This is a genomic window from Natronorubrum bangense, assembly GCF_004799645.1.
Taxonomy (GTDB): Archaea; Halobacteriota; Halobacteria; order Halobacteriales; family Natrialbaceae; genus Natronorubrum; species Natronorubrum bangense.
Genome location: NZ_CP031306.1, coordinates 187,801 through 209,800, shown reverse-complemented (window position 1 = coordinate 209,800; position 22,000 = coordinate 187,801). Strand labels below are relative to the sequence as shown.

The following is a 22,000-nucleotide window of genomic DNA, read 5'->3' as shown; positions in this document are numbered from 1 at the left end:
TCGACTCGACTCGAGCAGGCGGCACAGATGTCTCTCGTCTGGTTCGGTCGGTCGGGGCCAGTACTACTATGCACGGATCTGACGCCACCGGGAGTCCATACGCTCCCCACACTACCGAGGAACGCTCACGGATGCTCGAGGCCATCGGCGTCGAGACGGTCGACGACCTCTTCGACATTCCGACAGCTGTCGAGTTCGACGATGCGTTCGGTATCGATTCCCGATCAGAACAGGAGACGAGACGACTGGTACGCTCGATCCTGGGGCGCAACGACACGTTGACGGAGCTGTTGGGTCGTGGCCACTACGGCTACTACATTCCGTCGCTGGTCAACCATCTCGCGGATCGCTCGGAGTTTTTGACCTCCTATACGCAGTATCAGCCCGAAGTCTCGCAGGGCTTCCTGCAGGTTCTCTTCGAGTACCAGTCGCTGCTAGTCGAGTTGACCGGTCTCGAGATTGCCAACTGCTCGATGTACGACGCGGCGACGGCACTCGGCGAAGCCGCAACCCTTGCCGAGCGCGTTCGGGAGACAAGCGGCCACCGCGTGCTCGTTCCCGACCGCCTGCTCGAGGGCCGGCGCTCGACGCTCGAGAACTACGTCGCCGGAACGGATCTCGTCGTCGAGGAGTACCCCCTCGATGACGGTGTTGTCGACCTCGAGGGTCTCGAGGGGATGGTCGACGAGGACGTCGTCATGCTCTACGCCGAGAACCCGACGGTCCGCGGGACGATCGAGGAGGGACTCGAGTCGATCGGCGACCTCGCGACGGCCCACGACGCGCTGTACGTTCTCGGTTCGGACCCGATTGCACTCTCGTTGCTCCAGCGGCCGGCGGATGTCGGTGCCGATGTCGTCGTTGGCGACGCGAGTGTGCTCGGGCTGCCGACCAGCTACGGGATGGGGCTCGGCCTGTTCGCGACGCGCGAGGACTTCCTCCGGCAGGTCCCCGGCCGACTGGTCGGGGCCAGCGAGGACGCGACCGACCGGCGTGCGTACACGCTCACCTTACAGACCCGCGAACAGCACATTCGCCGAGAGCGGGCAACGAGTAACATCTGTACGAATCAGGCGTGGGTTGCGCTCCGAACCGCGATTCACGCCGCGTCGCTCGGGCCACACGGTATGGTCGACCTCGCAAAACGTGGCGTGACCCGCGCCGAGGATCTTGCAGAGCGACTCGACGAGTTGACCGGTGTCACGGCCCCAGTCCACGACCGGCGTCACTTCCGCGAGTTCGTCGCCCACGTCGACCAGCCCGCAGCCCCGATCGCCGAAGACCTCGAGCACCGTGGCTTTGCGGTCCACGTCGTCGGTGAACACGAGATTCAGATGTGTGTCGCTGGCGTGTCGGATGCGAAACTCGAGCGGTTTGTTGCCGCGTTCAAAGAGGTGGTACAATGACCAACAACGCAGAAACGCCCGAAGACGGATCGGTTCGCTACGACCAGGCTCGCTACGTCGAGAACGGCCAGTACGAGCCGTTGCTCGCCGAGAAGGATCTCACCCGCGTCGAGATCGGCGACGATGACGACTCGCCGCTTCCTGACGACCTTACACGTGATCGCCTCGAGTTGCCCGACCTCTCCGAACCCGAGCTGGCGCGCCACTACACGCGCCTCTCCCAGATGATCTACGGGATCGACAGCGGCCCCTACCCGCTTGGCTCGTGTACGATGAAGTACAATCCCAAGTTCACCGAGGACGTGGCGGCGCTGCCGAGTGTGGCCGTCCACCCGGACCGCTCGGAGCGCTCGACGCAGGGGAGCCTCGAGCTCATGTACCGCCTGCAGGACTATCTGGGCCGAATCGGCGGGATGGATGCCGTCACGCTCCAGCCACCTGCTGGTGCGGCCGGCGAGTTCGTCGGTATCCGTGTCGCCGCGGCCTACCACGAGCACAACGGCGAGGGCCATCGCGACGAGGTCATCATCCCCGACAGCGCTCATGGGACGAACTTCGCGACCGCCGCACTCGGCGGCTACGACGTCGTCTCCTTGCCAAGCGACGACGAGGGACGGGTCGATCTCGAGGCGCTCGAGGCTGCCCTCTCGGAGAAGACGGCTGCGTTGATGCTGACGAATCCGAACACGCTCGGCCTGTTCGAACGCGACATCACCGAAATCGCCGAGATGGTCCACGACGTCGGCGGGTTGCTCTACTACGACGGCGCGAATCTGAATGCCCTGCTCGGCCGTGCCCGGCCGGGAGATATGGGCTTCGACGTGATGCACTACAACGTCCACAAGACGTTCGCGACGCCCCACGGCGGCGGCGGCCCCGGTGCCGGCCCAGTCGGTGTCGTCTCCGAACTCGCCCCGTTCCTGCCGTCACCCCGGGTGCGCGAAAGCGAGAGCGGCACAAGCGAGCCAACCTACGAACTGTTCGAGCCCGACCACACCATCGGTAAGGTGCACGGATTCCAGGGCAACTGGCTCGTCCTCGTCAAGACCTTCGCCTACATCGCGCGACTGGGCGACGACGGACTCACTGACGCCAGCGCGAAAGCCGTCCTGAACGCGAACTATCTCGCGAGTCAACTCGAGTACGACGTTCCCTACGAGCCGTTCCACCACGAGTTCGTCGCCAGCGCCGGTGACCAGGACGCCGCCGACGTCGCCAAACGCATGCTCGATTACGGCGTCCACCCACCGACGACCAAGTGGCCCGAAATCGTCCCTGAGGCGCTGATGACCGAGCCGACGGAAGTCGAAAGCAAGGCCACGCTGGATCGCCTCGCCGCCGCGTTCAACGCCGTCGCCGACGAAGACGACGAGGCGCTCGAGGCTGCCCCTGGCCGAACGACCGCGCGCCGGATCGACCAGACCAGTGCCGCCCGCAACCCGCGGCTGTCCTGGCACGCGCTCGAGGACGAGTAATCGCGCCGCTGGACTCGATCTGCTCCCCGGAGTCTTTGGTTTCAGCCTGTTGGATCGTTCGACGGTGATCCGGAGCCGTTTTTCAGGTCGTCACTTCGCTGGCGTCGTGAGCCCGTCTTCTAAATGCTCGAGCAAGGCGGGATGGAGCGAGCCGTTCGAACCGAGCAGCGCCCGTCGCTCGTCAGTCTCGAGGGTGAACTCGAAGGGGGCACCCGATTCATCTGTGATCGTCGCGCCGGCGGCACGGGCGATGATGAGGCCGGCCGCGATGTCCCAGGGATGTGTGTCGTGTTCCCAGATCGCATCAGCGCTGCCGCTGGCGAGATAACAGAGGTTGAGCGCGGCCGAGCCGAGCCGTCGGACGCCGCGTGACTCCTGGTAAAAATGCGAGAGGAAGATGCCGTCGGGGTCGTAGCCCGAAATGAGCATGCTTTCGTCGAGTCGCTCCCGGTCGGTGGTCCGGATCGGATCGCCGTCGCGCCAGGCACCCTCGCCCGCGATTGCGGTGAACAACTCGTCGGTCTCGGGGACGTAGACGACCCCCATCACCGGCTCGTCGTCTTCGATCAGTGCGACCGAAATCGAGTAGTTGGGGTTGCCGTGTGCGAAGTTCCCGGTGCCGTCGAGTGGATCGATGACCCACAGATAGTCCGCATCCTCGCCGGTCTGGCGGGTGCTCTCTTCGGAGAAGATCGCATGGTCTGGAAACTCGTTGCCAACGGCGGTCGTGATGATCCGGTCGGCCTGGTGGTCGGCCTCGGTGACGATGTCTGATTTGTTGCTTTTGACATCGACCGATTCGACCTGCCCGTGGAGTTCTCGTAGCGGCTCGCCGGCAGCTCTGGCGGCTTCCGTGGCGACCGTGAGCGCATGTTTGACGGTGTCCGTCTCGCTGTCCGCTGCAGTCGGTTTCGGGGATGACGTTGTCTCGAGTTTCTTCTCGGGTGGCACCGCTGCTTCCCGGAGATTCCAGCCCAGTTTCTTCGTGATCGCTGTAAAGAAGTGGTCGTCGTAACTCGTTCGAACGACGTGGGCGCGTTTTGCAGCACCTGTGATCGTCATCTCGTCGTCCTCGCTCAAGATCGTGTGGGCGCGGCCGCCGTCAACCAGCAGACTGGCCTGTCCTCTCGTGATAATTCGCAGTTCCGTCTCGGGAGAGACGACGATCGGTCTGACGCCGAGATTGTGCGTATGCAGCGGGACGATCTGGAGGGTGTGATTGTTCACCGGGTAGTGGACCGGGCCGTTCGCCGACAGCGAGATCCCCGTCGAGCCAGTCGGCGTCGAGACGGCAAGCCCCGTTCCCTCGAACTCACCGATATACTCGTTGTCCGCATAGACGTCGAGTCGCGCCACCTTCCGGTCGATGGGGTTCTCCGGGGGCACCTGCTGGATCATGACATCGTTGATTCCCGTCGCGTCCACGCCGGGCGCAGTGACGTGGACCTGCTGGCGGCTGTCGACTGCGGCTCGCCCGCACAACACCTCCTCGAGGGCGTCCTCGAGGTCTTCGGGCTCGACACGAGCCAGAAACGCAAGCGTTCCCGTGTTGACGCCCAGCTGTGGAATATTCCGCGGCGCGAACGTTTTGACACCCTCCAGAAAGGTCCCGTCACCGCCGAGGGTTACGCCAAGCGTGGCACGGTTTTCGTTGTACACCCTTCCAACATCGTCGCCGACGTCGACGCTCGAGAGGCCGATATCGTGCTTGGCGGTCCAGTCAGTGAGTGTCTCGAGCGCCCCCTCACTGTCGGGGCTGACGATCGCGATGATTTCGTCCGTCGTTGCCAGTCTGCGCCCTTGCATACGTAGTTTCCTAGCAGTCGTATCTGTTTATGCGTTCGCCGTGGTTCGACGCGTGAAGACGCTGGTGTTCAACCGTGAGCAGGGCAGTTCTCATCGCCACTGACCGTTACTGCACACCTGCTCGAGACCGGCTATACGATGGGCATGTCCATTCAGTCGTTTCTCTACCCCCACGAGACTCCGGACTAAAGCGGCTCGAGTCGAGCGTTAAACGCGGTACTGCAGCCCTGGAACCAGGGGAACACTTGTGTCGCTGAGCGATGAGATGTGCGTATGGCCGTCATCGATATCGCTCGTGGGACTGTCGTTACTGTCGAACCGGACGCGACGCTTTCGGATGTGGTCCAGACGATGCGAACCGAGCAGGTCGGGAGCGTGATCGTTGTCTCGGCGGACGAACCGCTCGGCCTCGTCTCCGATCGAGACCTCGCGTTCGAGGTCCTCGCTGAGAACGGGGCCACGAGAGAGACGCCAGTCGCCGAAATCGTCTCCGAGGATTTCCTGACGGTGCCCGCCGACGCGGGCGTCTACGATCTCGTCGACCTCATGTCCACCAAAGGCGTTCGTCGACTCCCCGTGGTCGACGACGGCGACCTCGTCGGCATCGTATCGCTTTCCGATGTCGTCGTCTTGCTCGGTATGGAGCTCCAACACGTCGCAAACACGATCCGTGCAGTCTCGCCAGCCTACGAACGGTCCACGATGGATCGGTAGTGTGCGTGTCGACTCGAGAGCTCGACTCTGTACCTCTCGCTCGAGTCGACGAGAAGAATGGGTGCAGTCGCAGTCCGTTACGCGCTCGAGTCGACGAGAAGAATGGGTGCAGTCGCAGTCCGTTACGCGCTCGAGTCGACGAGAAGAATGGGTGCAGTCGCAGTCCGTTACGCGCTCGAGTCGACGGCCGTCCCGTTGTCGCTGATCTGAACGAAGCCGTAGTCACACTCTGGACAGTGCCATTTGACCTTCTCGCCGAGGTGCAACGTCGTGCTCGCGGCGCGGTAGAACGTTGCCTCAGTCTCACAGTCCGGACAGTAGTGCTCGAGTTCCATAGCCATGGTCGGGTGTTGCGTACGGTGTGTGTTGAAGATACTGATTCCGGCATCCGTTGTCGGACCACTGATGAGGCAGCGATCACACAACCCGCCTGACAGAAGTTAAGTACTCTCCGTCCGTCGAACTGGGTATGTCGATCTACACAGGTCGTGGCGACGAGGGGAAGACTGATCTCCGAGATATGACCCGGGTCTCGAAATCGAGCGCCCGCATCGAAGCGTACGGTACCGTCGACGAACTCAACGCCCTCATCGGCACAATTCGACCGACCGACCACGACGACATCAACGAGCGACTGCGGACGATCCAGAATCAGCTCCACGTCGTCCTGGCGGATTTTGCCAACCCCGACCCCGACGAAGACGACCCCGTCGTCCGCGCCGAACACGTCGACACCATCGAGGCGTGGATCGACGAGTACGACGAGGAACTCGAGCCACTGACCTCGTTTATTCTGCCGACTGGCAGCGAACACGGCGCGAAAATCCACCACGCACGGACGGTCTGCCGACGCGCCGAACGGCGGGCAGTCTCGTTGGCCAACGAGGAACCGATCAACGAACAAGCCGTCCAGTACTTGAACCGTCTCTCTGACGGCCTGTTCACCCTCGCTCGTGTCGTGAACAAACGCGACGGCGAACGCGAAGAACAGCCACAGTACTGAGACGAACCGCTGTTATCCACGTCTTTTGTCTGCGGTCCTCGAGGCCGACCGATAACGGTTCAGCCACCGGTCTGCGTGTCGAAGCCGTCCCGAGCCGCTTTCTGTCGTCTGCGAAAGGGCTATATTCGCTGGTCGCCTCCAGACTGTCTGAGAGTCATGAACAAACACTTCCACGACAGCCTCTACTACGCCAAGCGAGCCGGCAAACACGCAACACTCGGCGTCCGTGAAACCCTTCGACCCCACCTGACCGCGCTTCGAGTTCGGCTGGGACGGGAGCCAGCCCCCGAGCCGGATCGTCTCGAGCGGGTGCAAACGGGTCTCGAGCGGCTCGAGCAGACCACCGAACGACGCGTACGCAGCGTTGGCAGCGTGCTCGAGCGCCGAGTTCGGTAATGGGGTCGGACGGGGCTGTCGACGACCGATGAAAGGAAGTCTTAAGTCGAACGCCCGGGAATCATTTCGTGCGGGTTGGTGATCTAGTCCGGTTATGATACCTCCTTCACACGGAGGAAGTCGGCAGTTCAAATCTGCCCCAACCCATTTCTGACGACACAACGACGAGGAGCGTAGCGACGAGTCCGTGTCGTCAGAAATGGAGATGGCAATTTGAACCAGACGAGTCGCGCACAGCGAACGGACGTGAGCGAGCACGTCTCGGCGTGGTTCAAATCTGTCCCAACCCACCGCTTTTGTACCGAACCGTTTCACAAGATCTGAGTGCTGTGGTAACCGACCTGGATTCGTCTACGGAGTTGGAGAGAGCAGCGATTCCGACTGCTTATTTGTAACTGGTGTTCCAACCGCTGGTGCACATGAACACAGACGAGGTGGCGGAGTACGTCGAGCAGTCACAGCAACTGCTCGAGGCATCCCCGCAAATGAACGAGCAGAATACAAAAGTGCGGCTCGTTCAGCCGCTGCTCGAACTGCTCGGCTGGGACCTGTACTCGACTGAAGTCGACCTCGAATACACGGTTCCGATGGGGTCCGGAAGTACGTACGTCGACTATGCCCTTCTCGTCGGAGATTCGCCGGTGGTTTTTGTCGAAGCGAAAGCGGCCAATTCAACGCTCAGTTCGAAGCATGTCGAGCAGCTACAGAGCTACATGCGACAAGAACTTGATGTGGACTGGGGAATTCTCACAAACGGAACGGAATTCGAGGTGCTCGCGAAAGACCACAGCAGTAATGGAGCAGAAGTGTCGGTTGTGCAGTTCAATCTTGACGATCTCGCTGGGAATCCGAGCGTGCTGGAACTGCTTTCCAAGGAGGCGATCCGCTCCGGAAAGGCGGGTGAGATCGCTGCACAGGTGGCACAGACGAACGAGGCAATTCGGTATCTCAACCGAAACGAGGACGAAGTAACAGAGAGGGTTAGTGACGCAGTTGAAAACGAACTCGGAACTGTGCCGTTGGATCTGAACGAGCAGGCTCGAGAGTTCGTCCAGCGGCTGGTTTCGGCGCTTCGGGACCAGCGCCAGTTCGTCAACGAAGCGTCTGCAACCGGTACTGGTGAATCGCCAGTCGATCCACCAGCGGAAACAGAACCGAATGAGGACGAGTCCCAACAGTCACAACGGAGCAAGCTCGTCGGAACGGTCCCACGAGCCGCCCTCGAGGGTGACGAAGATGCAACGGTCGCTGTCTACCCGACCCAAGAGTCCGGCCTCGAGTTCCTGCGAGAGAACGCAGCATGGGGATTCGTTAGAGTGGGACGAGAGTTCGACTACATTGCGATGTACGTTTCCGGAGCGAATCGTGAAATCCGGTTCTTTGCGGAAGTCGACGACATCGTGGAACCGCACGAGGCAGACATCGAACGTGGGTTGGATAACTACGATGTTGGAGCGGGCGAGAAAGTAATTCGATTCGAGCGAGAGTCATTCTACGAGTTGGAAGACCCGATACCGTTCGAATCCAAGTATCCACAATCCCGTCGCGATACGACGCTCGGAAAGCTGCGAGCTGCAGAGACGACGGACGACCTCTTTTAGTCCAGCCGATTTCTCTGCTCGAGACGACTGTCATCAAATTGTATCCGAGAGTATTCAGTCCCTTGGTGCCAAATACCAACCATGGCGACGGCATCGGAAGAACGGCCGGTACTGGTTGCAATCTCGAACCCCGAGCACGCCGAGCAGTTGGCTCGGACGGCCGGTGATCTCGCTCGAGCAACCGATGGCGTCGTGCAGATCGTCTCGGTGGTGGTCAAGTCCCACGAATCGCCGTTTTCGGTGTACACTGACGACGCGATCATCGAGCAGTACTCGGGCGACGCACAGGAGACGCTGGATCGAGCAACCAGCGTCGCGCCCGAGGACGTGACGGTCACCGGCGAGTTGGTGGTCGGCAACTCGGTGTCCGATGGCCTCCTGACAGCGATCGAACGAACTGACGCGCGGGCGCTCGTGGTCGGCTGGCAGGAGCGCCGTAGGCGGACCGACGCGGTGCTCGGGACGACCGTGGATCGGCTGCTCGAGCGAGCGTCCTGTGATCTCTACGTCGAACGGATCGGCAGCGAGGCAAACGGCGTCGACTCGGTCCTGCTGCCGGTCGCTGGCGGCCCACACGTTCGTCCGGCAGCCACCATCGCAAAGGCGATCGCCGCTCGCAACGACGCCACGGTGACCGTCGTCTCCGTTGCTGGCGCCGACGTCAGTACTGACGTCGCACAGGAGTCGACCGTCGACGTACAGTTGACCCTCGAGGAGACCCCAGGGCCGAGTGTCAACGTGCAGATACGGCTCCACGACAGCGACGACATTGTCGGGACGCTCGTCGACGAAGTGGCCGACCATGACGTCCTGGTGTTCGGTGCGACACGCCAGGGGGCATTGCACCGACGACTCGTTGGGTCGATCCCGAGGGCTGTCATCAAACGAACCGATCGGACGGTGATCCTTGCTCGAGCCGGTGATGCTGTCGGCGGACCAGTGCTTCGACAACTGCAGCGGCTCAGAAACCTCCCGTAACTGTGTCTGTCAAAGCACAAGCAAGTCCAGTACTGGTGGGCTGTACACCGAGACAGATTTCACGATCGAGATGAACGATTAAGGATTATCCCGACCACTGGGTGAGTATCTACGATCTACAGGAAGCCTGAATCCGGATACCACCACGCTGCCGTCGGGTTTCGCCGTCCATAGACTCTTGTTCGCGTGCGACACAGTTGTAACAGATGCAGTACTACGAAGACATCGAAATCGGCGCTGTTGACGAGTTCGGTGAGTATCACGTCACAAAAGACGAACTCGTCGAGTTCGCCGAGCAGTACGACCCACAGCCGTTTCACGTCAACGAAGAGGCTGCCACTGACTCCGCGTTCGGTGAACTCATCGCGTCCGGGTGGCATACCGCATCGATCTGCATGCGGTTGCTCGTCGATGGTGCGCTCAACGAACAGGCCGGCATGGGCGCCCGTGGCGTCGACGAACTCCGCTGGAAACAGCCCGTCACGCCGGGCGATACGCTGTCGGTTCGGACAGAAGTCGTCGACAAACGCGTCTCCGAGAGCGATCCCAAGCGGGGGTACGTCGACACCCGTCTCGAGGGCATCAATCAGGACGGAGACGTCGTCATTTCGTGGCTCGCACACGGCATGATCGAGCGACGCAATCCTGCCGAGTAGCTCACGGCGGTGTGGGCAGCCAAGTGACTCGAGTGGTCGACAGAGCGGCAGTCGACTCGAGAGCTATACAGTTGTCTCCACATCGAGCGCTGCGGCGAGAATCGCGGTCTGAACCGTCCGCAGGTCGGTTTCCTGAATAGTTGCGGCGGCCCGGAAGCGCTCGCGAACCTCGGTCACGGTCTGCGGGGTGGCAGCGAGATGGACGAGGGTGAACGCATCAGGCGCGACGGCTGCAGCGGACTCGAAGTCGGCTTGGTCGTAGAGGTCGGTAAACGACGCGCGGATGTCCGCGACGAGTGCAGCTGTCACCTCGCCACCGGGGTCACCGGCAGGCACTGAATCCATACTGTCATCGAAGTACGTTTCGGGGTCGACGACGCCCGCTTCGTCGTAGAGTGTGTCAGCGAGTGCGTCGGCGACTGGCCCCGAAACGTACACGCCGAACAGTTTGTATTGATCGCCGCCAGTCATACCCGACAGTTTGAGGCCGACATATAAAAAAAGGACGAGCGGCGTCTGGGGTCTTTGCGACGTCGTGTTCGCCAGACGTCGCTCACACTGCCTGACAACCGTCAGTAACCGCCCGATCGCGTCTCACGGCTCGTCACGTCCGCGACGAGCGTTCGCGTGCGATCGGTGCGTGAATAGTTTGGCAGTATCAGAAACGCCGCCGAAGTTCCTCGAGCAGCCTCGGTGGAAGATCCAGACTCGCCAGAACCTCGTTTCGCTGGGTTGGTGTTCCGTGGCCAGCGACGAACCCATTGAGTCGGGCTACGACTGTCGAATCAACGAACGCGTCGCCGTACTGTGCCGCGAGTTCGTCGCCGACGACCGGTGTCGAGCGAAGTTCGTACTTCTGGTGATAGTCTTCCGCGAGGAACAGTTGATCGAACGGTTCAATCGCGGTTTCGACCGACTGGCCGGTTCGCTCCTCGAGTGTGGCTCGCTGGTTCGTGGCCACCTCGTGCTGGTGGTCGTCGTGGGTGAGAACGACGCCGCGATACTGTCGTTTGGGTGCTCTCGACGCCCAGTCGTGGTTCGCCCAACACACCTCGAGCAACTCGTCGTAGGTGACGGTCTCGGGATCGTACACGACGTGTACGACTTCGGTGTGATCACCGAGAGCGTGATATCGTGGCGTCGGGGTCGTCCCGCCAGCGTAGCCGACGCGTGTTCGAACGACGCCCTCCATCGCACCGAACCGGGCGTCCGGTCCCCAGAAACAGCCCATTCCGAACGTCGCCGCCCCCATCTCACTCGGTGAGACAGCGGTGCCGTCCTGCTCGAGGGGTGGCGACTCCGTCACGGCTGGGTCTGGCTCGTCCATACCGAATCGACGGGGCCGGAGAGTTTTAGACTAGTGGCTCAAGGCAGGCGCTGATGGGAGCGAGGAGACACAGTGATCGGCAGAGAGTATCGGACGAACCGAACGACAGGTGGTCGATCAGCCGGACAGCCGCTTTCTATGTCCGTCTACCCGGCTCAAAACTCGTAGTGAGCGATCTCTCTCGATCGACAGGTCGGACACTCCTCGCGGTCGGAGTCGAACTTCTCGCCGCAGTTCCGACATTCGTACAGCTCCCCACTGGTACTGGCGAACCGTCGGAGTCGAGTCATGACACTCATCCCACCAACACGTTAGGCGGACAACAGTATTAGTAAAGGTGCAAGCATTGTGCGCGACCGAACAGCTTCAGCGGGTGTTCGGGATCCAGAACGATCATCGAACACGTCACGCTCGAGGAGCACAGTCCAGTGAAGCGATGTGTCGGCGGCGCTGGTGCCTATGGGAGCCGTCTCGAGGCCCGTGACGGCCGATCAGCTGTCGACCGAGGCCGTTGCCGTCCCCGTCAGTAACGTCCGACCGTATTGGTTCGTCGCCTCGAGAGCGACCTCGACGACTCCGTCGTCGGGGTGGCTGTCGACGAGTTTGCTGCTCGCAATAATCGTCTCGCCGGGAACGACCGGGGACTGAAATCGGACGCCAAACGCAGACACCGACTCGAGGCCGACCCAGTCGGTGACGACCCGTGAGGCGATCCCAGCCGTGAACATTCCTTGCCCGAAGACGCTTTCATTGCCGGCCGCGCGGGCGTAGGACTCGTCGTAGTGGATCGGGTTGAAATCGCCGCTCGCGCCCGCGTACTTCACGAACTGCTGGCGTGTGACGTCTTCGACGACGATCCTTGGCCCAGCATCGCCGACGGCGAGTTCGTCGAGAGCCGTGACCGCAGGACCGTCCTCGACAGCCGATTCGAACCCGGTCGTCGGTGACGCCGTTTCGCTGTCGACATCGTTCGAGTCAGCCGCTGTCTCGCCGCGTTCTGCGGTGTCCTGTACCGCATCCTTGGTTTCGATCACGGTCGCCTGCTCCGTGAGGACGAGCTCGGCGGCGTCGTCCCGGTATGCCGTCTCGAGGACGGCGAACGTCATCGTTCCGGCGCGACCGCCGTCGCGCTGGTAGACCTCTGTGAGCGTCGTCGTCCCCGTCAGAACGTCGCCGACCTGGAGCGGTCGTTCGTACTCGTAGGCCTGCTCGCCGTGGAGAACGTATTCGGGTTCGAATCCGAGGTCGAAGCCGTGGCCCTCGACGCCGTCAGCCCGATACCGCGGAAATGCGCTGACGCGGGCGTACGTCAGCGGGGCCGGAAGACGGTCGTAGCCACGCTCGCGGGCAACGGCTCCGTCCCGAAACACCGGATTTGGATCCGTGATCGCCCGTGCGAACTCCTCGACTTTCCCCCGTTCGATCCGGAACTCCTCGACGGTGACCCGCGAGTCGCCGACCATCGCCTCGAGGTCAGCCATCGATTTACTGGGCACGGATGTCACCTTGAGCGACTGAGCGAATCTGTGGGTCGTTCGGACGAGTCGTCGTCCGCGGCTGCGATGCGCTCTCGATCCGTGTTCGATCCATTTTCTGGTGGTTGGATAACACGTCTGATAAGCGTATCCCCCCACGCTCGAAACACGATCAGCAGCAGGCGCCGTTGTCAGCACTCGAAACGCCGACTGACTAGCGGTTCAGTCGGCAGAGCGTGTCGGCTCTCGGGCAGAACGTCTATGCCGAACGGCACAATAGTGCTATGAGAATACATGAACACCGCAGTCATCGTCGATGCCGTTCGGACTCCGTTTGGCAAACGGGATGGTTCGTTTCGGGACACACATCCGCAGGATCTGGCGGCAAAGCCGCTCGAGGCGCTCGCCGAGCGCAACGGGTTCGAGCCCGAAACGATCGAGGACGTCATCTACGGCTGTGTCACGCCGATTGACGAGCAGGGGCTCAACATCGGCCGGCTCGCGCCGATGGTCGCCGGCTGGGGTGACGTCGTCCCCGGCGTCCAACTCAATCGGATGTGTGGCTCCGGCCAGCAGGCAGTCAACTTCGCGGCGGCGAACGTCATGGCGGGCCAACACGACGTGTTGATCGCCGGCGGCGTCGAGCATATGACTCGCGTGCCGCTTGGGTCAGACGGCGCTGACGGCGTCTCCGGCGGTGGTGCCGTCACAGATACCTACTTCGAGCACTTCGACGAACTGACCCATCAGGGTGAAGGGGCCGAACGGATCGCCGAGGAGTACGGCTTCACGCGCGAGGAACTGGACGAACTCGCCGTCGACTCACAGCGGCGCTGGGGCGAAGCTTGGGAGGCGGGCCGGTACGACGATCAGGTCGTGCCTGTCGAGACCGAACTCGAGGTGGAAAGCGAGTCACGAAGCGACTCGGAGAATCGAACGGGGAGTGAAACAACTCGTGAGACCGTCACCGTCGACCGGGACGAACATCCGCGACCCGAAACGGATCTCGAAACCCTCTCGAAACTGCCCCTATCGTTCCGCGAAGACGGCGACGGTGTCCACCATCCAGGCAACTCCTCGGGGATCGTCGACGGCGCCTCGGCACTGTTGGTCACGAGCGAGGACGCAGCCAAAGCACACGGCTGGGAGCCGATGGCCCGCATCACCCAGACCGAGGTCGTCGGCGTCGACCCCGTAACGATGCTCACCGGACCGATTCCGGCGACCGAAGGAGTGCTCGAGAAAGCCGGCATGACGATCGGCGACATCGACTGCTTCGAGGTCAACGAGGCGTTCGCCTCGGTCGTCGCTGCCTGGCTCGAGGAAACCGGCGCGTCGTGGGACGACGTCAACGTCAACGGCGGCGCGATTGCCCACGGCCACCCACTCGGGGCGACCGGCGCAGCGTTGCTGACGAAGCTGGTACACGAACTCGAACGAACCGGACAGGACACCGCGCTCTCGACGATGTGTATCGGCTTCGGACAGGGTATCGCGACGATTATCGAACGCGTTTAGACCGCGACTCGAGCGGTCGACTCGCCGTCACTCGTCGAGGGCATCGATACGCAGCTCCTCGTCGAACTGGAGAGCGTGTTCGACCTCTTCGTCGGCGATGTCGTCGAACGCCCAGCGAGCGATCGAGCGGCGGTGGACCTCGTCGGCCCCGTCGACGATCCGGAACGCACGGACGTCCTCGTAGAAGTGGGCGATCGGAAGGTCTTTTCCGATGCCGTTGCCGCCACAACACTGGAGCGCGAGGTCGATCGCTTCGTTGGTGACGTTCGCGGTGAACACCTTCGACATCGCGACCTCGATGCGGGCGTCGCTGCGATCGAGTTCGCGCGCGGCGTGGCGGACCATCGTTCGGGCGGCATGTAACTGCGTTTCGGCGTCGGCGATGCGGTGTCGAAGCGCCTGTTTCTCGTCTAAGGTCGTGCCAAACGCCTCGCGCTCGCTGAGATACGCCTTCGCGATATTGAGCGAGCGCTCGGCCATCCCGGAGTAGCGCATACAGTGGGTGAGTCGCCCACCGCCAAGACGCATCTGGGCGACCTGAAAGCCCTGGCCTTCCTCGCCGACGGTGTTCTCGACAGGGACGCGAACGTTATTGAATTTCATTTCGGCGTGACCGCCCTCGAGTTCGGTGATGTCGTGACCCCCGAGATGGGGGATATTCCGGACGACTTCGACGCCGTCGGCGTCGGCGGGGACGAGGATGATCGATGTTCCCTCATAGGGGTGAGCGTCCAGATCCGTCCGGGCCATCACGAGATAGAAGTCCGCGTCGAGGCCATCGGTCGTCCACCATTTGTGCGCGTTGACGACCCACTCGTCGCCGTCTTTGATGGCGGTGCTCTGGAGCATCTTCGGGTCCGAGCCGCCACCCTGTTTGGGCTCGGTCATCGCAAAGGCCGATGAGATCTCACCTTGAACGAGTGGGCGCAGCCACTTCGCTTTCTGTTCGTCCGTCCCGACCATCTCTAAGGTGTGCATGTTCCCCTCCTGTGGGGCGTTCGCGCGAATCGCGTGGGCACCGATCAGCGAGCGCCCGACCTGTTCGAACGAGGGAAGCATATCACTGAAATCCAGGCCCTGCCCACCGTACTTCTCGGGCATCTGCGGGGCGAACAGGTCCCGCTCTTTAGCCTGCTCCCAGAGGCTCTCGAGTTCGGCCCGGGTAATCGGTTCGCCAGTCGCGAGTGCCTCACGCTCTCGAGGGAGGACGACATCGTCCATGAACTCCGCGACGCGCCCTGCGACCGCCTTTGCTTTCTCAGAGTCGTGGTACTCCATACCGAGGTATGCACATACAACATTGTAAATACACAACAAACCGGTTAGAAACAACGTTCAGACAACTGCCAGGAGCGACGCGTCAGAACTGAGCCATCGATCGCGGCCTGGACAGCGAGCGAAAGCGATGCGTACTGAGCAGTCGTCTCCGTATTCTACCCGTGCCTCGAGTCGCTCTCTATCGTTCGGGTGGCGCGGTCCGTTCGCGAGGACAGTGACGGGAAACGGCCGGTTCGTTAAATCGCTGGATGGAGCTATCGACGAGAAGTGACGACTGCGCTGGTTCCTGACTCGTCGGTGACAGGGTCAGCGACTCGAGACGAGTCAGGACCGTAAACCTGGACGGGGGCGGGAGCCCGCCCTGGCGTGAGAGACATGAGCTAACTCGAAGCGGGGGCGAGTCCACTTCCGAGCGATCCGGGCACGAACGCACGCAATCGGCTGGTCAGCGCGTCGTGGTCCGTTGGAGCGTGTACCCGGCGGGGTTGTTCTTCCCCGCACCCGGATCGATGGGCGTGTCACCCATTGTTATGCAGGCACTTGGCTCACAATGCTCCAGACGGCCCGTTGACAGGCACCGAATAACTCGCCTACAGCATCAGGTTGAGAACCGGTTGGACGCCCCTTCGAACCGATAAGCGGCAGCTACGCGGCCCGCTTTGAGACGAGTCGTCTGCCAAACGATGCTCGAGTGTGGTGGCTTGCTTGCGACACCCGTAGAAAAATACGGCTGTAGCCTGTGTCTCGGTCCATGCACGCGGATGGTCTCGAGCATCCAGTTCAGATCGGTATCGTTGGACTCGGATATATCGGCACGACCGTTGGCGAACAGTTTCACCACCATCCAGACGCAACTGTTCGGGCCCTCTGTGATCTCGATTCGGATCGACTCGAGACATGCGGGAGCGAGTTCGAGGTCCCGGCTGATGGGCGATACGTCGAGTATCCGACGATGCTGGCGGATGAATCCCTCGATGCCGTGCTCATCGGGACGCCCCACACCCTCCATTACGAACAGGTGCACAGCGCATTCGAACACGACTGTCACATCTACTGTGATAAGCCCCTCGCGACCGATCTCGAGCACGCACGCGAGCTCACAGCACGCGCCGAACAGAGCCAGCAGACGCTGATGGTCGGCTACCAGCGCCATCTCCAGACGGCGTTTCGAACCGCCAGAGAGCGCTTTACCGATCGGTCGCCACGCTGGCTGACGGCGTCGATAACACAGGATTGGATCGACGACTCGAGGGGGACCTGGCGTCTCAATCCGTCGCTCTCCGGTGGCGGCTTTCTCTACGATACGGGTAGTCACGTACTCGATGGCGTGCTCTGGACGACCGGGCTCGAGCCGGAATCCGTCACAGCGAGTATGGATTTTCACGACGACGCAGCGCAGATCGACCGACGAGCACATCTCGACGTCAGATTTGCGAACGGGGCGACCGGGACGTTCTCGTTTCACGGTGACGCGCCCTCGGTTCGCGAGCACATCCACTGCTGGGACGACGACGGTGCGGTCTACCTCGAGGGCCGCCAGTGGGGTCCGCGTGAGGTCCGCGAGATCGATGCCGACGCCAACGAGTACGACCCCTACATCGATTTCCGTACCGAACAGACGCGAGCCGACGCCTTTCTCGAGAGCGTCCGAACGGGCACCGATCCGCCGGCGACGGCCCGAGACGCGCTTCGAGTGACGGCGCTGACGGAAGCGGCCTACGAGGCAGCACGAACCGGGGACAGCGTACAGGTGTCTCCCATGGAGTGACACCGACCACGATCAATGCTCCACGGGTGTGAAACGAAGTCACAGTACTCACACAAGGAGTCTGCACTTCCGGGTTCGAACTGATATTCTCGAGCCGAGAAGCACTCGGATAACTAGGTGGAATGAGATCTCCGGGACGGTTTAACAGCGACTACTCTGTGTCTTTCTCTGCGAAAGGATCCGGCTTCAGTCGTGCGGTTATGAACTCTTTACTCGAGTTCCAGACGACGCCAGTGAACGGGGACTGTCAGCGTTGTAACTAGATTGTCGGCCCCCGATCGGATCACGAGTACAAAATGTATAGTCTGCTATTGCTTTCGGTTACAAGCCGGATAACTACAACCGGTCACGGCTACCGACCGAGTATGATCACCTGCAGTAACTGCGAGACGCCCCAATTCCTGCAGATTACCCAGAGCCGCGTCTACTTCGAGGATGGGGAGATGATAAACGAGATCTCCGAAACCTACGAGTGCACGCTCTGTGGAAGCACCGGCCAGTACGTCTACGACGAGGACCGGGACAAAGAGACCGTCACCGGTGACGTCGAACTCACGACAGAACGGCCGAAGTTCGCCTGAGTCGTCGCGACACTGCGTCGATCAGGGACTCGAGGAGACACTGGTTCCCAGTCGATCGTGGGCTGCAGCATCTCGAGATGAAGGCATCCGGGATTGGTGGCGTCAGTTGGAGGGGACATTCAATCGTCTCTGTCTTGTTGTGAACTCCCGACCGTGGGTCGATCGTCGTCGGCCACATCGGTGTTTCGATCGCGCCGGTGCTGACGACGGGTGATCGCTGACCGACGTCGTTCGACGTCCCACTCCTCGAAGAGGCCGTACTCGTTCATCGTCTCCATTCCTGCGATGGCTGCCGTGAGTTTAATTCCGACGAGTGGGATCTCTGCGACCGAGACGATCACGTCCGCCCGCAGGATGACGCCGTCTCTCAACAGGACGTCGAGAACGTCGACGAGTGCCTCCTCGTCTTTGCGCGGTCTCATGCGTGAGTGTGGGTTTCTGTCGGCTCGTCGTTGTCGCCCAGTTCCGGCGCGAACGTGTACGGTGGCCACGGTCCGGTGAACCTGACTTCGAGCCCGTCGTTTGCTGCGACGTCATCTAAGATCGAGCCGATCGCTCCTTCATCGTCTTCGTGAGCAAGCAGCGTGAGTCGACAGCACGTCTCACCGTCGCTTCCGTCGCCGCCAGCGCTCTTACTCACGTCGTCTGCCAGCGATGCCGTTGGCGAGCGCTCGAGCGTGTGGACCTCCCGTGCGTGCTCGTCGAGTCGTCGCTTGAGATCGGTCGTCACCGACTCGCGACGGGCCGCCCGCAGTTCGGTGAGTCGCTGGTCGAACTGCTTCTCGAGCAGGTACGCCGTCCCTTCTTCGGCGTCATCGATCTTCGACGCGAGTTCCCGGAGCCGGGCGTCGTGGTCGCACAATGCATCGTCACTGATCGGATCGGTTTCAACGACCTCGACACGGTACTCCCAGTGGCCTGCCAGCGCTGACAGTGCCTGCTCGAGGGTGGCTGCCTCCTCGCGGAGCCACTCGCGGACGCCGTCGTCGTCCCCGCGAAGGATCGTATCGAACTGGAACGGAATCGGCGTCCCGAAGGCCTCACCAGCCTCGTCGACGACCGTCTGGTGGCGGACGAGCCAGCGTCGAACCTGAGTGAGATCCGCCGAGTCGTAGATGCCGTCACAAGCGTGGACGACCGCGCCGATGCCGTCCTCGGTGACGACCGAGACAGGTTCGCCGTCGACGCCAGTCGTCTCAAGTGAGTCGCCTTCATTGGCGCGGACGATACAGTATAAATATCGTCCTTCGTCGATCTCGGGGAGCAGTTCGTCATCAACAGCTGTCTCAACGTCCGCCGTTCGGTCCGACTGGTCGGCGGTCACTGATCGTCACCTCCGAACACGGAGTAGCCAGGTGCGGGAGTGAGCTCCGGCTCGTCGTGGAGCTGTTCGATCGCGTCGTTGACCAGTCCGTTCAGATCGTCGCGGAGGTCCTCGACGCTGTCTTCGATCTCCTCGTCGCGTTTGAGCTGTTCGATCTCGGCTTCGATCGTCGCAAGCTGGCTCCCAAGGCGCTCGATCTCGTCGTCCGAGAGCGTTCCCGACTCCATGCGACGGACCGCTTCGCGCTCTAAGGCATCGATCAGGATTTCGATGACAGTGACGACGAGACTCACCAGACCTTGCCGTGCGTCCGCACCGTCGCCGACGTCGATCTGAGTCATTCGTTCTCACCCTCCGTGTGTGTCGTCGGTTCGTCGTCCTCACCCTCGTCACTGAGCAGATCGAACCCGCCGCTTGTCGGCTGGTCCGGATCCGGCCGCGCACCGATATGCTCGCTTCCGCGATCGGGCTGTTCGTCGCGCTCGTCGCTGTCATCATCGTCACTCGAGTCGCTCCCCGAACTCTCGTCCGAATCCGCGGTCCGCGTCTCGTCTGCGTACCGTTCGTCGGGGGTGACATTAACGCCACGCGTCGGATCGATCGGCGGTTTCGGCCGGTCCATCTCGGCGAGTTCGGGCTCGCCGACCGCTGCGGCGACCCGACGCATGTCGGTTCCTTCGGGGAACTCGAGGCCGTACTTCGCCGCCGTCTCGAAGGAGGCGATAGCAGCCCGGACCTGGACGCCCAACAGCTGCGTGTCGCCGATCGAGACGGCGATATCGGCGTTGATGACGATTCCCTTGTCCAGCAGCATCTCGACGACCTCCGCGAGGTCGGTTTTCTGTCGACTCGGCTGGAAATCATTGACCACGCCGCTCACCTCGGAATCGAGCCGCTGGGGTCGTGGGTTCGAGGGCGGTACTCGTCGTCTTGTGTCGTCTCCGGGACGGTATGAGTGGGTCAGTCATTGGTGGATCTCCGTTTTTCCCGTTCGATCTCGAACCGGCGGCCGTAAATCCGCGTTCGGCTGGGTGCCGTCGAGAGTTTGACGTCTCGTGGGACGGTCGCATAGCGTGCCCCACCGCCGAGGTCGCGGCGATCGGTCGGGATCGTCGACGCCGCGGTCGGGTTCCGCGAGTTCGTGCTGGTATCCTGCTGGCGCATCTGCTCGCGGTTTTTTTCGTAGAGTTGTTCGAACTTCTCGTGGGTCTCGAGCAGCGCCCAGCGGAAGGAGTCGATCCCCTTCATCGCCTGCTGCTGGATGGCGACCTGGTAGGCCTCCGGATCCTCCTCGACGTCGATGTCGCCGAGTGCCTCCTTTGCCGCGGTCATCGAATCCATGTCCGTCTCAATGAGGTCGTCCTCGTCATCGCCGAGGAGCTGCCCGCCATCATCGTCGGCGATGCCCGACACCGCCTTCTCGACCACTCCGGCGTCGTCGCCGTCCTCGAGGTCGTCGACCGCGCCGTCAAGTTCGCGTTTCTCCTCCCAGATGGCGGCCAGATCCGCGGCGTTCCAGGCGTTCAGCAGGTCGATCGCATCGACCAGTGCCGCGAAGTCGACGAGTTCGCTGACGCCCTTGTCCTCGTTTGCCAGCACGTCGGGGATCTCGCCCAGTTCGATCGCCTCGAGGAGTTTGTCTCCGTCGACCGCCTCCGGCAACTCGCGCAGATCTATCGCCTCGAGCAGGTCCCCGACTTCGGTTGCCACCCGCGCGAGGGTGTCGACGTCGCCGATCGCCGTCTCGATGATCTCGTCGTCGAGTGCGTCGAGCGCCTCCGCGTCGCCGAGCGTCGATTCGAGCCGCTGGAGGCTCTCCGTGGCGTCCTCGAGCAGTGCTTCGAAACCCTCATCTGTGTTGTCGGGGCTCATTCGTCACCCTCCTGCTCGTCGATTCCAGCCTCCGTCGGTTCCGGCCTGACCCGGACGGTGAGCACGCCGTTCGTGATCACCGCGTCGGCCGTCCAATCGCGCCAGGGGACCTCGAGACGGCCGAGTTCCCGATCCGAGACGGCGACGACGAGCGTCGCGTCGTCGCCAAAGCCGACGGTGACGTCGTCCGGATCAGCACCGGCCACGTCGGCGATCACGAGCAGTTCGTCCTCGAACTCTCGCGTCGTCAAGTGATGATCGCTCGAGGGTGTCGACGAGGGTGCATCCGAGCGGTCGCGTCGCGTTCGTGGTCGACTGTGCTCTGGCTCCTGCCCTCGGTCGGACTCCTCGCGGGAGAACGGTCGTCGTTCGAACCGTGGGCCGTCGTCGGACGATACCCCTGTTCGAATCGAAACGTCGTAATCGAATCTCGTTCGGTCGCTGTGTCGTCGTCCCGACGTCGAGTCGTCGAGCCACTGCAACGCCGTGAGCAGATTCGAGAGCCAGTGGCGCTCGTCGTCCGACTCATCCGGGGTTTCGTCTCGTTCGGGATCGTCTCGTGACATTACGATTTTACCTCCACACGACCGCTCGTGAGCCGTTCGTGCACGTCACGAGCGATCTCGAGTTCGGCCTCGAGTTCGTCTTTCCGGCGCTGGTACTCCGTCTCGGACCGTTCGCCCAGTTCGTACAGCAACTGATTTTCCTTGAGTTCGTCCTCGAGCGCGTCGATGTCGTACATCTCGCTGAGTGCCATCGTGTGGAGTGTGTCCACGATGCCGACGAACGGCCGAAAGAGGAGATCGTCGAGGATGAACATGG

General features: G+C 62.0%; 25 protein-coding genes and 1 tRNA gene. 12 read left to right on the top strand and 14 right to left on the bottom strand.

Annotated features, from left to right (window positions below; genetic code table 11):
- Positions 1-68 precede the first annotated feature (68 nt).
- Both gcvPA and gcvPB read left to right on the top strand, forming a co-directional pair.
- Positions 69-1,406 (top strand): aminomethyl-transferring glycine dehydrogenase subunit GcvPA, encoded by a 1,338-nt coding sequence (gene gcvPA, locus DV706_RS16415; RefSeq protein WP_049889997.1) that lies wholly within the window; start codon positions 69-71, stop codon positions 1,404-1,406.
- The gene (gcvPB, locus tag DV706_RS16410; protein WP_006067817.1) at positions 1,403-2,881 is read left to right on the top strand and encodes an aminomethyl-transferring glycine dehydrogenase subunit GcvPB; all 1,479 of its coding nucleotides are present in this window, start codon (positions 1,403-1,405) and stop codon (positions 2,879-2,881) included. The genes gcvPA and gcvPB overlap by 4 nt, the downstream gene beginning before the upstream one ends.
- Positions 2,882-2,971: 90 nt before the next feature.
- Here the strand turns inward: gcvPB and DV706_RS16405 are convergent, their stop codons facing one another.
- Positions 2,972-4,687 (bottom strand): NAD(+)/NADH kinase, encoded by a 1,716-nt coding sequence (locus DV706_RS16405; RefSeq protein ID WP_006067818.1) that lies wholly within the window; start codon positions 4,685-4,687, stop codon positions 2,972-2,974.
- Positions 4,688-4,960: 273 nt separating this feature from the next.
- Here DV706_RS16405 and DV706_RS16400 point away from each other — a divergent pair, with 273 nt between their 5' ends.
- Positions 4,961-5,401, top strand: a complete 441-nt coding sequence (locus DV706_RS16400; protein WP_006067819.1) for a CBS domain-containing protein — start codon at positions 4,961-4,963, stop codon at positions 5,399-5,401.
- 167 nt (positions 5,402-5,568) lie between these two features.
- Here DV706_RS16400 and DV706_RS21835 read toward each other — a convergent pair whose 3' ends face one another.
- Positions 5,569-5,742: a DUF7838 family putative zinc beta-ribbon protein gene (locus DV706_RS21835; protein WP_169331124.1), complete on the bottom strand. Its 174-nt coding sequence runs from the start codon at positions 5,740-5,742 to the stop codon at positions 5,569-5,571.
- A 128-nt stretch (positions 5,743-5,870) separates the two neighbouring features.
- Between DV706_RS21835 and DV706_RS16395 the strand changes: the two genes are divergently transcribed.
- The 6 genes from DV706_RS16395 to DV706_RS16370 all read left to right on the top strand — a co-directional run bounded on the left by DV706_RS16395 (position 5,871) and on the right by DV706_RS16370 (position 10,035).
- Complete coding sequence (locus tag DV706_RS16395) at positions 5,871-6,404, top strand: cob(I)yrinic acid a,c-diamide adenosyltransferase (protein ID WP_006067821.1); 534 nt, start codon at positions 5,871-5,873, stop codon at positions 6,402-6,404.
- Positions 6,405-6,560: 156 nt separating this feature from the next.
- On the top strand, positions 6,561-6,800 hold the full coding sequence (locus tag DV706_RS16390) for a DUF7553 family protein (RefSeq protein WP_006067822.1): 240 nt from the start codon (positions 6,561-6,563) through the stop codon (positions 6,798-6,800).
- A 72-nt stretch (positions 6,801-6,872) separates the two neighbouring features.
- Positions 6,873-6,947 (top strand) — tRNA-Val (locus tag DV706_RS16385).
- Between the two features lie 272 nt (positions 6,948-7,219).
- The gene (locus tag DV706_RS16380) at positions 7,220-8,401 is read left to right on the top strand and encodes a type I restriction enzyme HsdR N-terminal domain-containing protein (protein WP_006067823.1); all 1,182 of its coding nucleotides are present in this window, start codon (positions 7,220-7,222) and stop codon (positions 8,399-8,401) included.
- 81 nt (positions 8,402-8,482) lie between these two features.
- On the top strand, positions 8,483-9,379 hold the full coding sequence (locus tag DV706_RS16375) for a universal stress protein (RefSeq protein WP_006067824.1): 897 nt from the start codon (positions 8,483-8,485) through the stop codon (positions 9,377-9,379).
- 206 nt (positions 9,380-9,585) lie between these two features.
- Positions 9,586-10,035 (top strand): MaoC family dehydratase, encoded by a 450-nt coding sequence (locus DV706_RS16370; RefSeq protein ID WP_006067825.1) that lies wholly within the window; start codon positions 9,586-9,588, stop codon positions 10,033-10,035.
- A gap of 63 nt (positions 10,036-10,098) precedes the next feature.
- Here the strand turns inward: DV706_RS16370 and DV706_RS16365 are convergent, their stop codons facing one another.
- From DV706_RS16365 to DV706_RS16355, 4 genes are all read right to left on the bottom strand, one after another.
- Positions 10,099-10,506, bottom strand: coding sequence for a hypothetical protein (locus DV706_RS16365; RefSeq protein WP_006067826.1), 408 nt, complete (start codon positions 10,504-10,506; stop codon positions 10,099-10,101).
- Between the two features lie 187 nt (positions 10,507-10,693).
- Positions 10,694-11,362: a peptide-methionine (S)-S-oxide reductase MsrA gene (gene msrA, locus DV706_RS16360; protein WP_006067827.1), complete on the bottom strand. Its 669-nt coding sequence runs from the start codon at positions 11,360-11,362 to the stop codon at positions 10,694-10,696.
- Between the two features lie 155 nt (positions 11,363-11,517).
- Positions 11,518-11,652: a hypothetical protein gene (locus tag DV706_RS22350; RefSeq protein WP_006067828.1), complete on the bottom strand. Its 135-nt coding sequence runs from the start codon at positions 11,650-11,652 to the stop codon at positions 11,518-11,520.
- Positions 11,653-11,853: 201 nt separating this feature from the next.
- Positions 11,854-12,843 (bottom strand): FAS1-like dehydratase domain-containing protein, encoded by a 990-nt coding sequence (locus DV706_RS16355; RefSeq protein WP_006067829.1) that lies wholly within the window; start codon positions 12,841-12,843, stop codon positions 11,854-11,856.
- 288 nt (positions 12,844-13,131) lie between these two features.
- On the opposite strand from DV706_RS16355, the gene DV706_RS16350 reads away from it, so the two are divergent.
- The gene (locus DV706_RS16350; protein ID WP_006067830.1) at positions 13,132-14,355 is read left to right on the top strand and encodes a thiolase family protein; all 1,224 of its coding nucleotides are present in this window, start codon (positions 13,132-13,134) and stop codon (positions 14,353-14,355) included.
- 27 nt (positions 14,356-14,382) lie between these two features.
- Here the strand turns inward: DV706_RS16350 and DV706_RS16345 are convergent, their stop codons facing one another.
- Complete coding sequence (locus DV706_RS16345) at positions 14,383-15,633, bottom strand: acyl-CoA dehydrogenase family protein (RefSeq protein WP_006067831.1); 1,251 nt, start codon at positions 15,631-15,633, stop codon at positions 14,383-14,385.
- 751 nt (positions 15,634-16,384) lie between these two features.
- On the opposite strand from DV706_RS16345, the gene DV706_RS16340 reads away from it, so the two are divergent.
- Together DV706_RS16340 and DV706_RS16335 are read left to right on the top strand one after the other, a co-directional pair.
- A complete protein-coding gene (locus DV706_RS16340; protein WP_006067832.1) occupies positions 16,385-17,401 on the top strand; it encodes a Gfo/Idh/MocA family protein in 1,017 nt (338 codons plus the stop codon).
- A 365-nt stretch (positions 17,402-17,766) separates the two neighbouring features.
- Positions 17,767-17,982 carry a hypothetical protein gene (locus DV706_RS16335; RefSeq protein ID WP_006067833.1) on the top strand — a complete coding sequence of 72 codons (216 nt, stop codon included), beginning with the start codon at positions 17,767-17,769 and terminating at the stop codon, positions 17,980-17,982.
- Between the two features lie 119 nt (positions 17,983-18,101).
- On the opposite strand, the gene gvpM is transcribed toward DV706_RS16335, so the two are convergent.
- The 7 genes from gvpM to gvpF all read right to left on the bottom strand — a co-directional run bounded on the left by gvpM (position 18,102) and on the right by gvpF (position 21,998).
- Complete coding sequence (gvpM, locus tag DV706_RS16330; RefSeq protein ID WP_006067834.1) at positions 18,102-18,404, bottom strand: gas vesicle protein GvpM; 303 nt, start codon at positions 18,402-18,404, stop codon at positions 18,102-18,104.
- Positions 18,401-19,306, bottom strand: coding sequence for a gas vesicle protein GvpL (gene gvpL, locus DV706_RS16325; RefSeq protein WP_006067835.1), 906 nt, complete (start codon positions 19,304-19,306; stop codon positions 18,401-18,403). Before gvpL ends, gvpM begins: the two co-directional genes overlap by 4 nt.
- The gene (locus DV706_RS16320; RefSeq protein WP_006067836.1) at positions 19,303-19,647 is read right to left on the bottom strand and encodes a gas vesicle protein K; all 345 of its coding nucleotides are present in this window, start codon (positions 19,645-19,647) and stop codon (positions 19,303-19,305) included. The genes gvpL and DV706_RS16320 overlap by 4 nt, the downstream gene beginning before the upstream one ends.
- A complete protein-coding gene (gene gvpJ / locus DV706_RS16315) occupies positions 19,644-20,177 on the bottom strand; it encodes a gas vesicle protein GvpJ (RefSeq protein ID WP_006067837.1) in 534 nt (177 codons plus the stop codon). Before gvpJ ends, DV706_RS16320 begins: the two co-directional genes overlap by 4 nt.
- An 89-nt stretch (positions 20,178-20,266) precedes the next feature.
- Entirely contained in the window at positions 20,267-21,178 is a 912-nt protein-coding gene (locus tag DV706_RS16310; RefSeq protein WP_006067838.1) for a hypothetical protein, read from the bottom strand.
- Complete coding sequence (locus tag DV706_RS16305; protein WP_006067839.1) at positions 21,175-21,744, bottom strand: gas vesicle protein GvpH; 570 nt, start codon at positions 21,742-21,744, stop codon at positions 21,175-21,177. Before DV706_RS16305 ends, DV706_RS16310 begins: the two co-directional genes overlap by 4 nt.
- A complete protein-coding gene (gvpF, locus tag DV706_RS16300) occupies positions 21,744-21,998 on the bottom strand; it encodes a gas vesicle protein GvpF (protein ID WP_006067840.1) in 255 nt (84 codons plus the stop codon). The genes DV706_RS16305 and gvpF overlap by 1 nt, the downstream gene beginning before the upstream one ends.
- Positions 21,999-22,000: the final 2 nt, after the last annotated feature.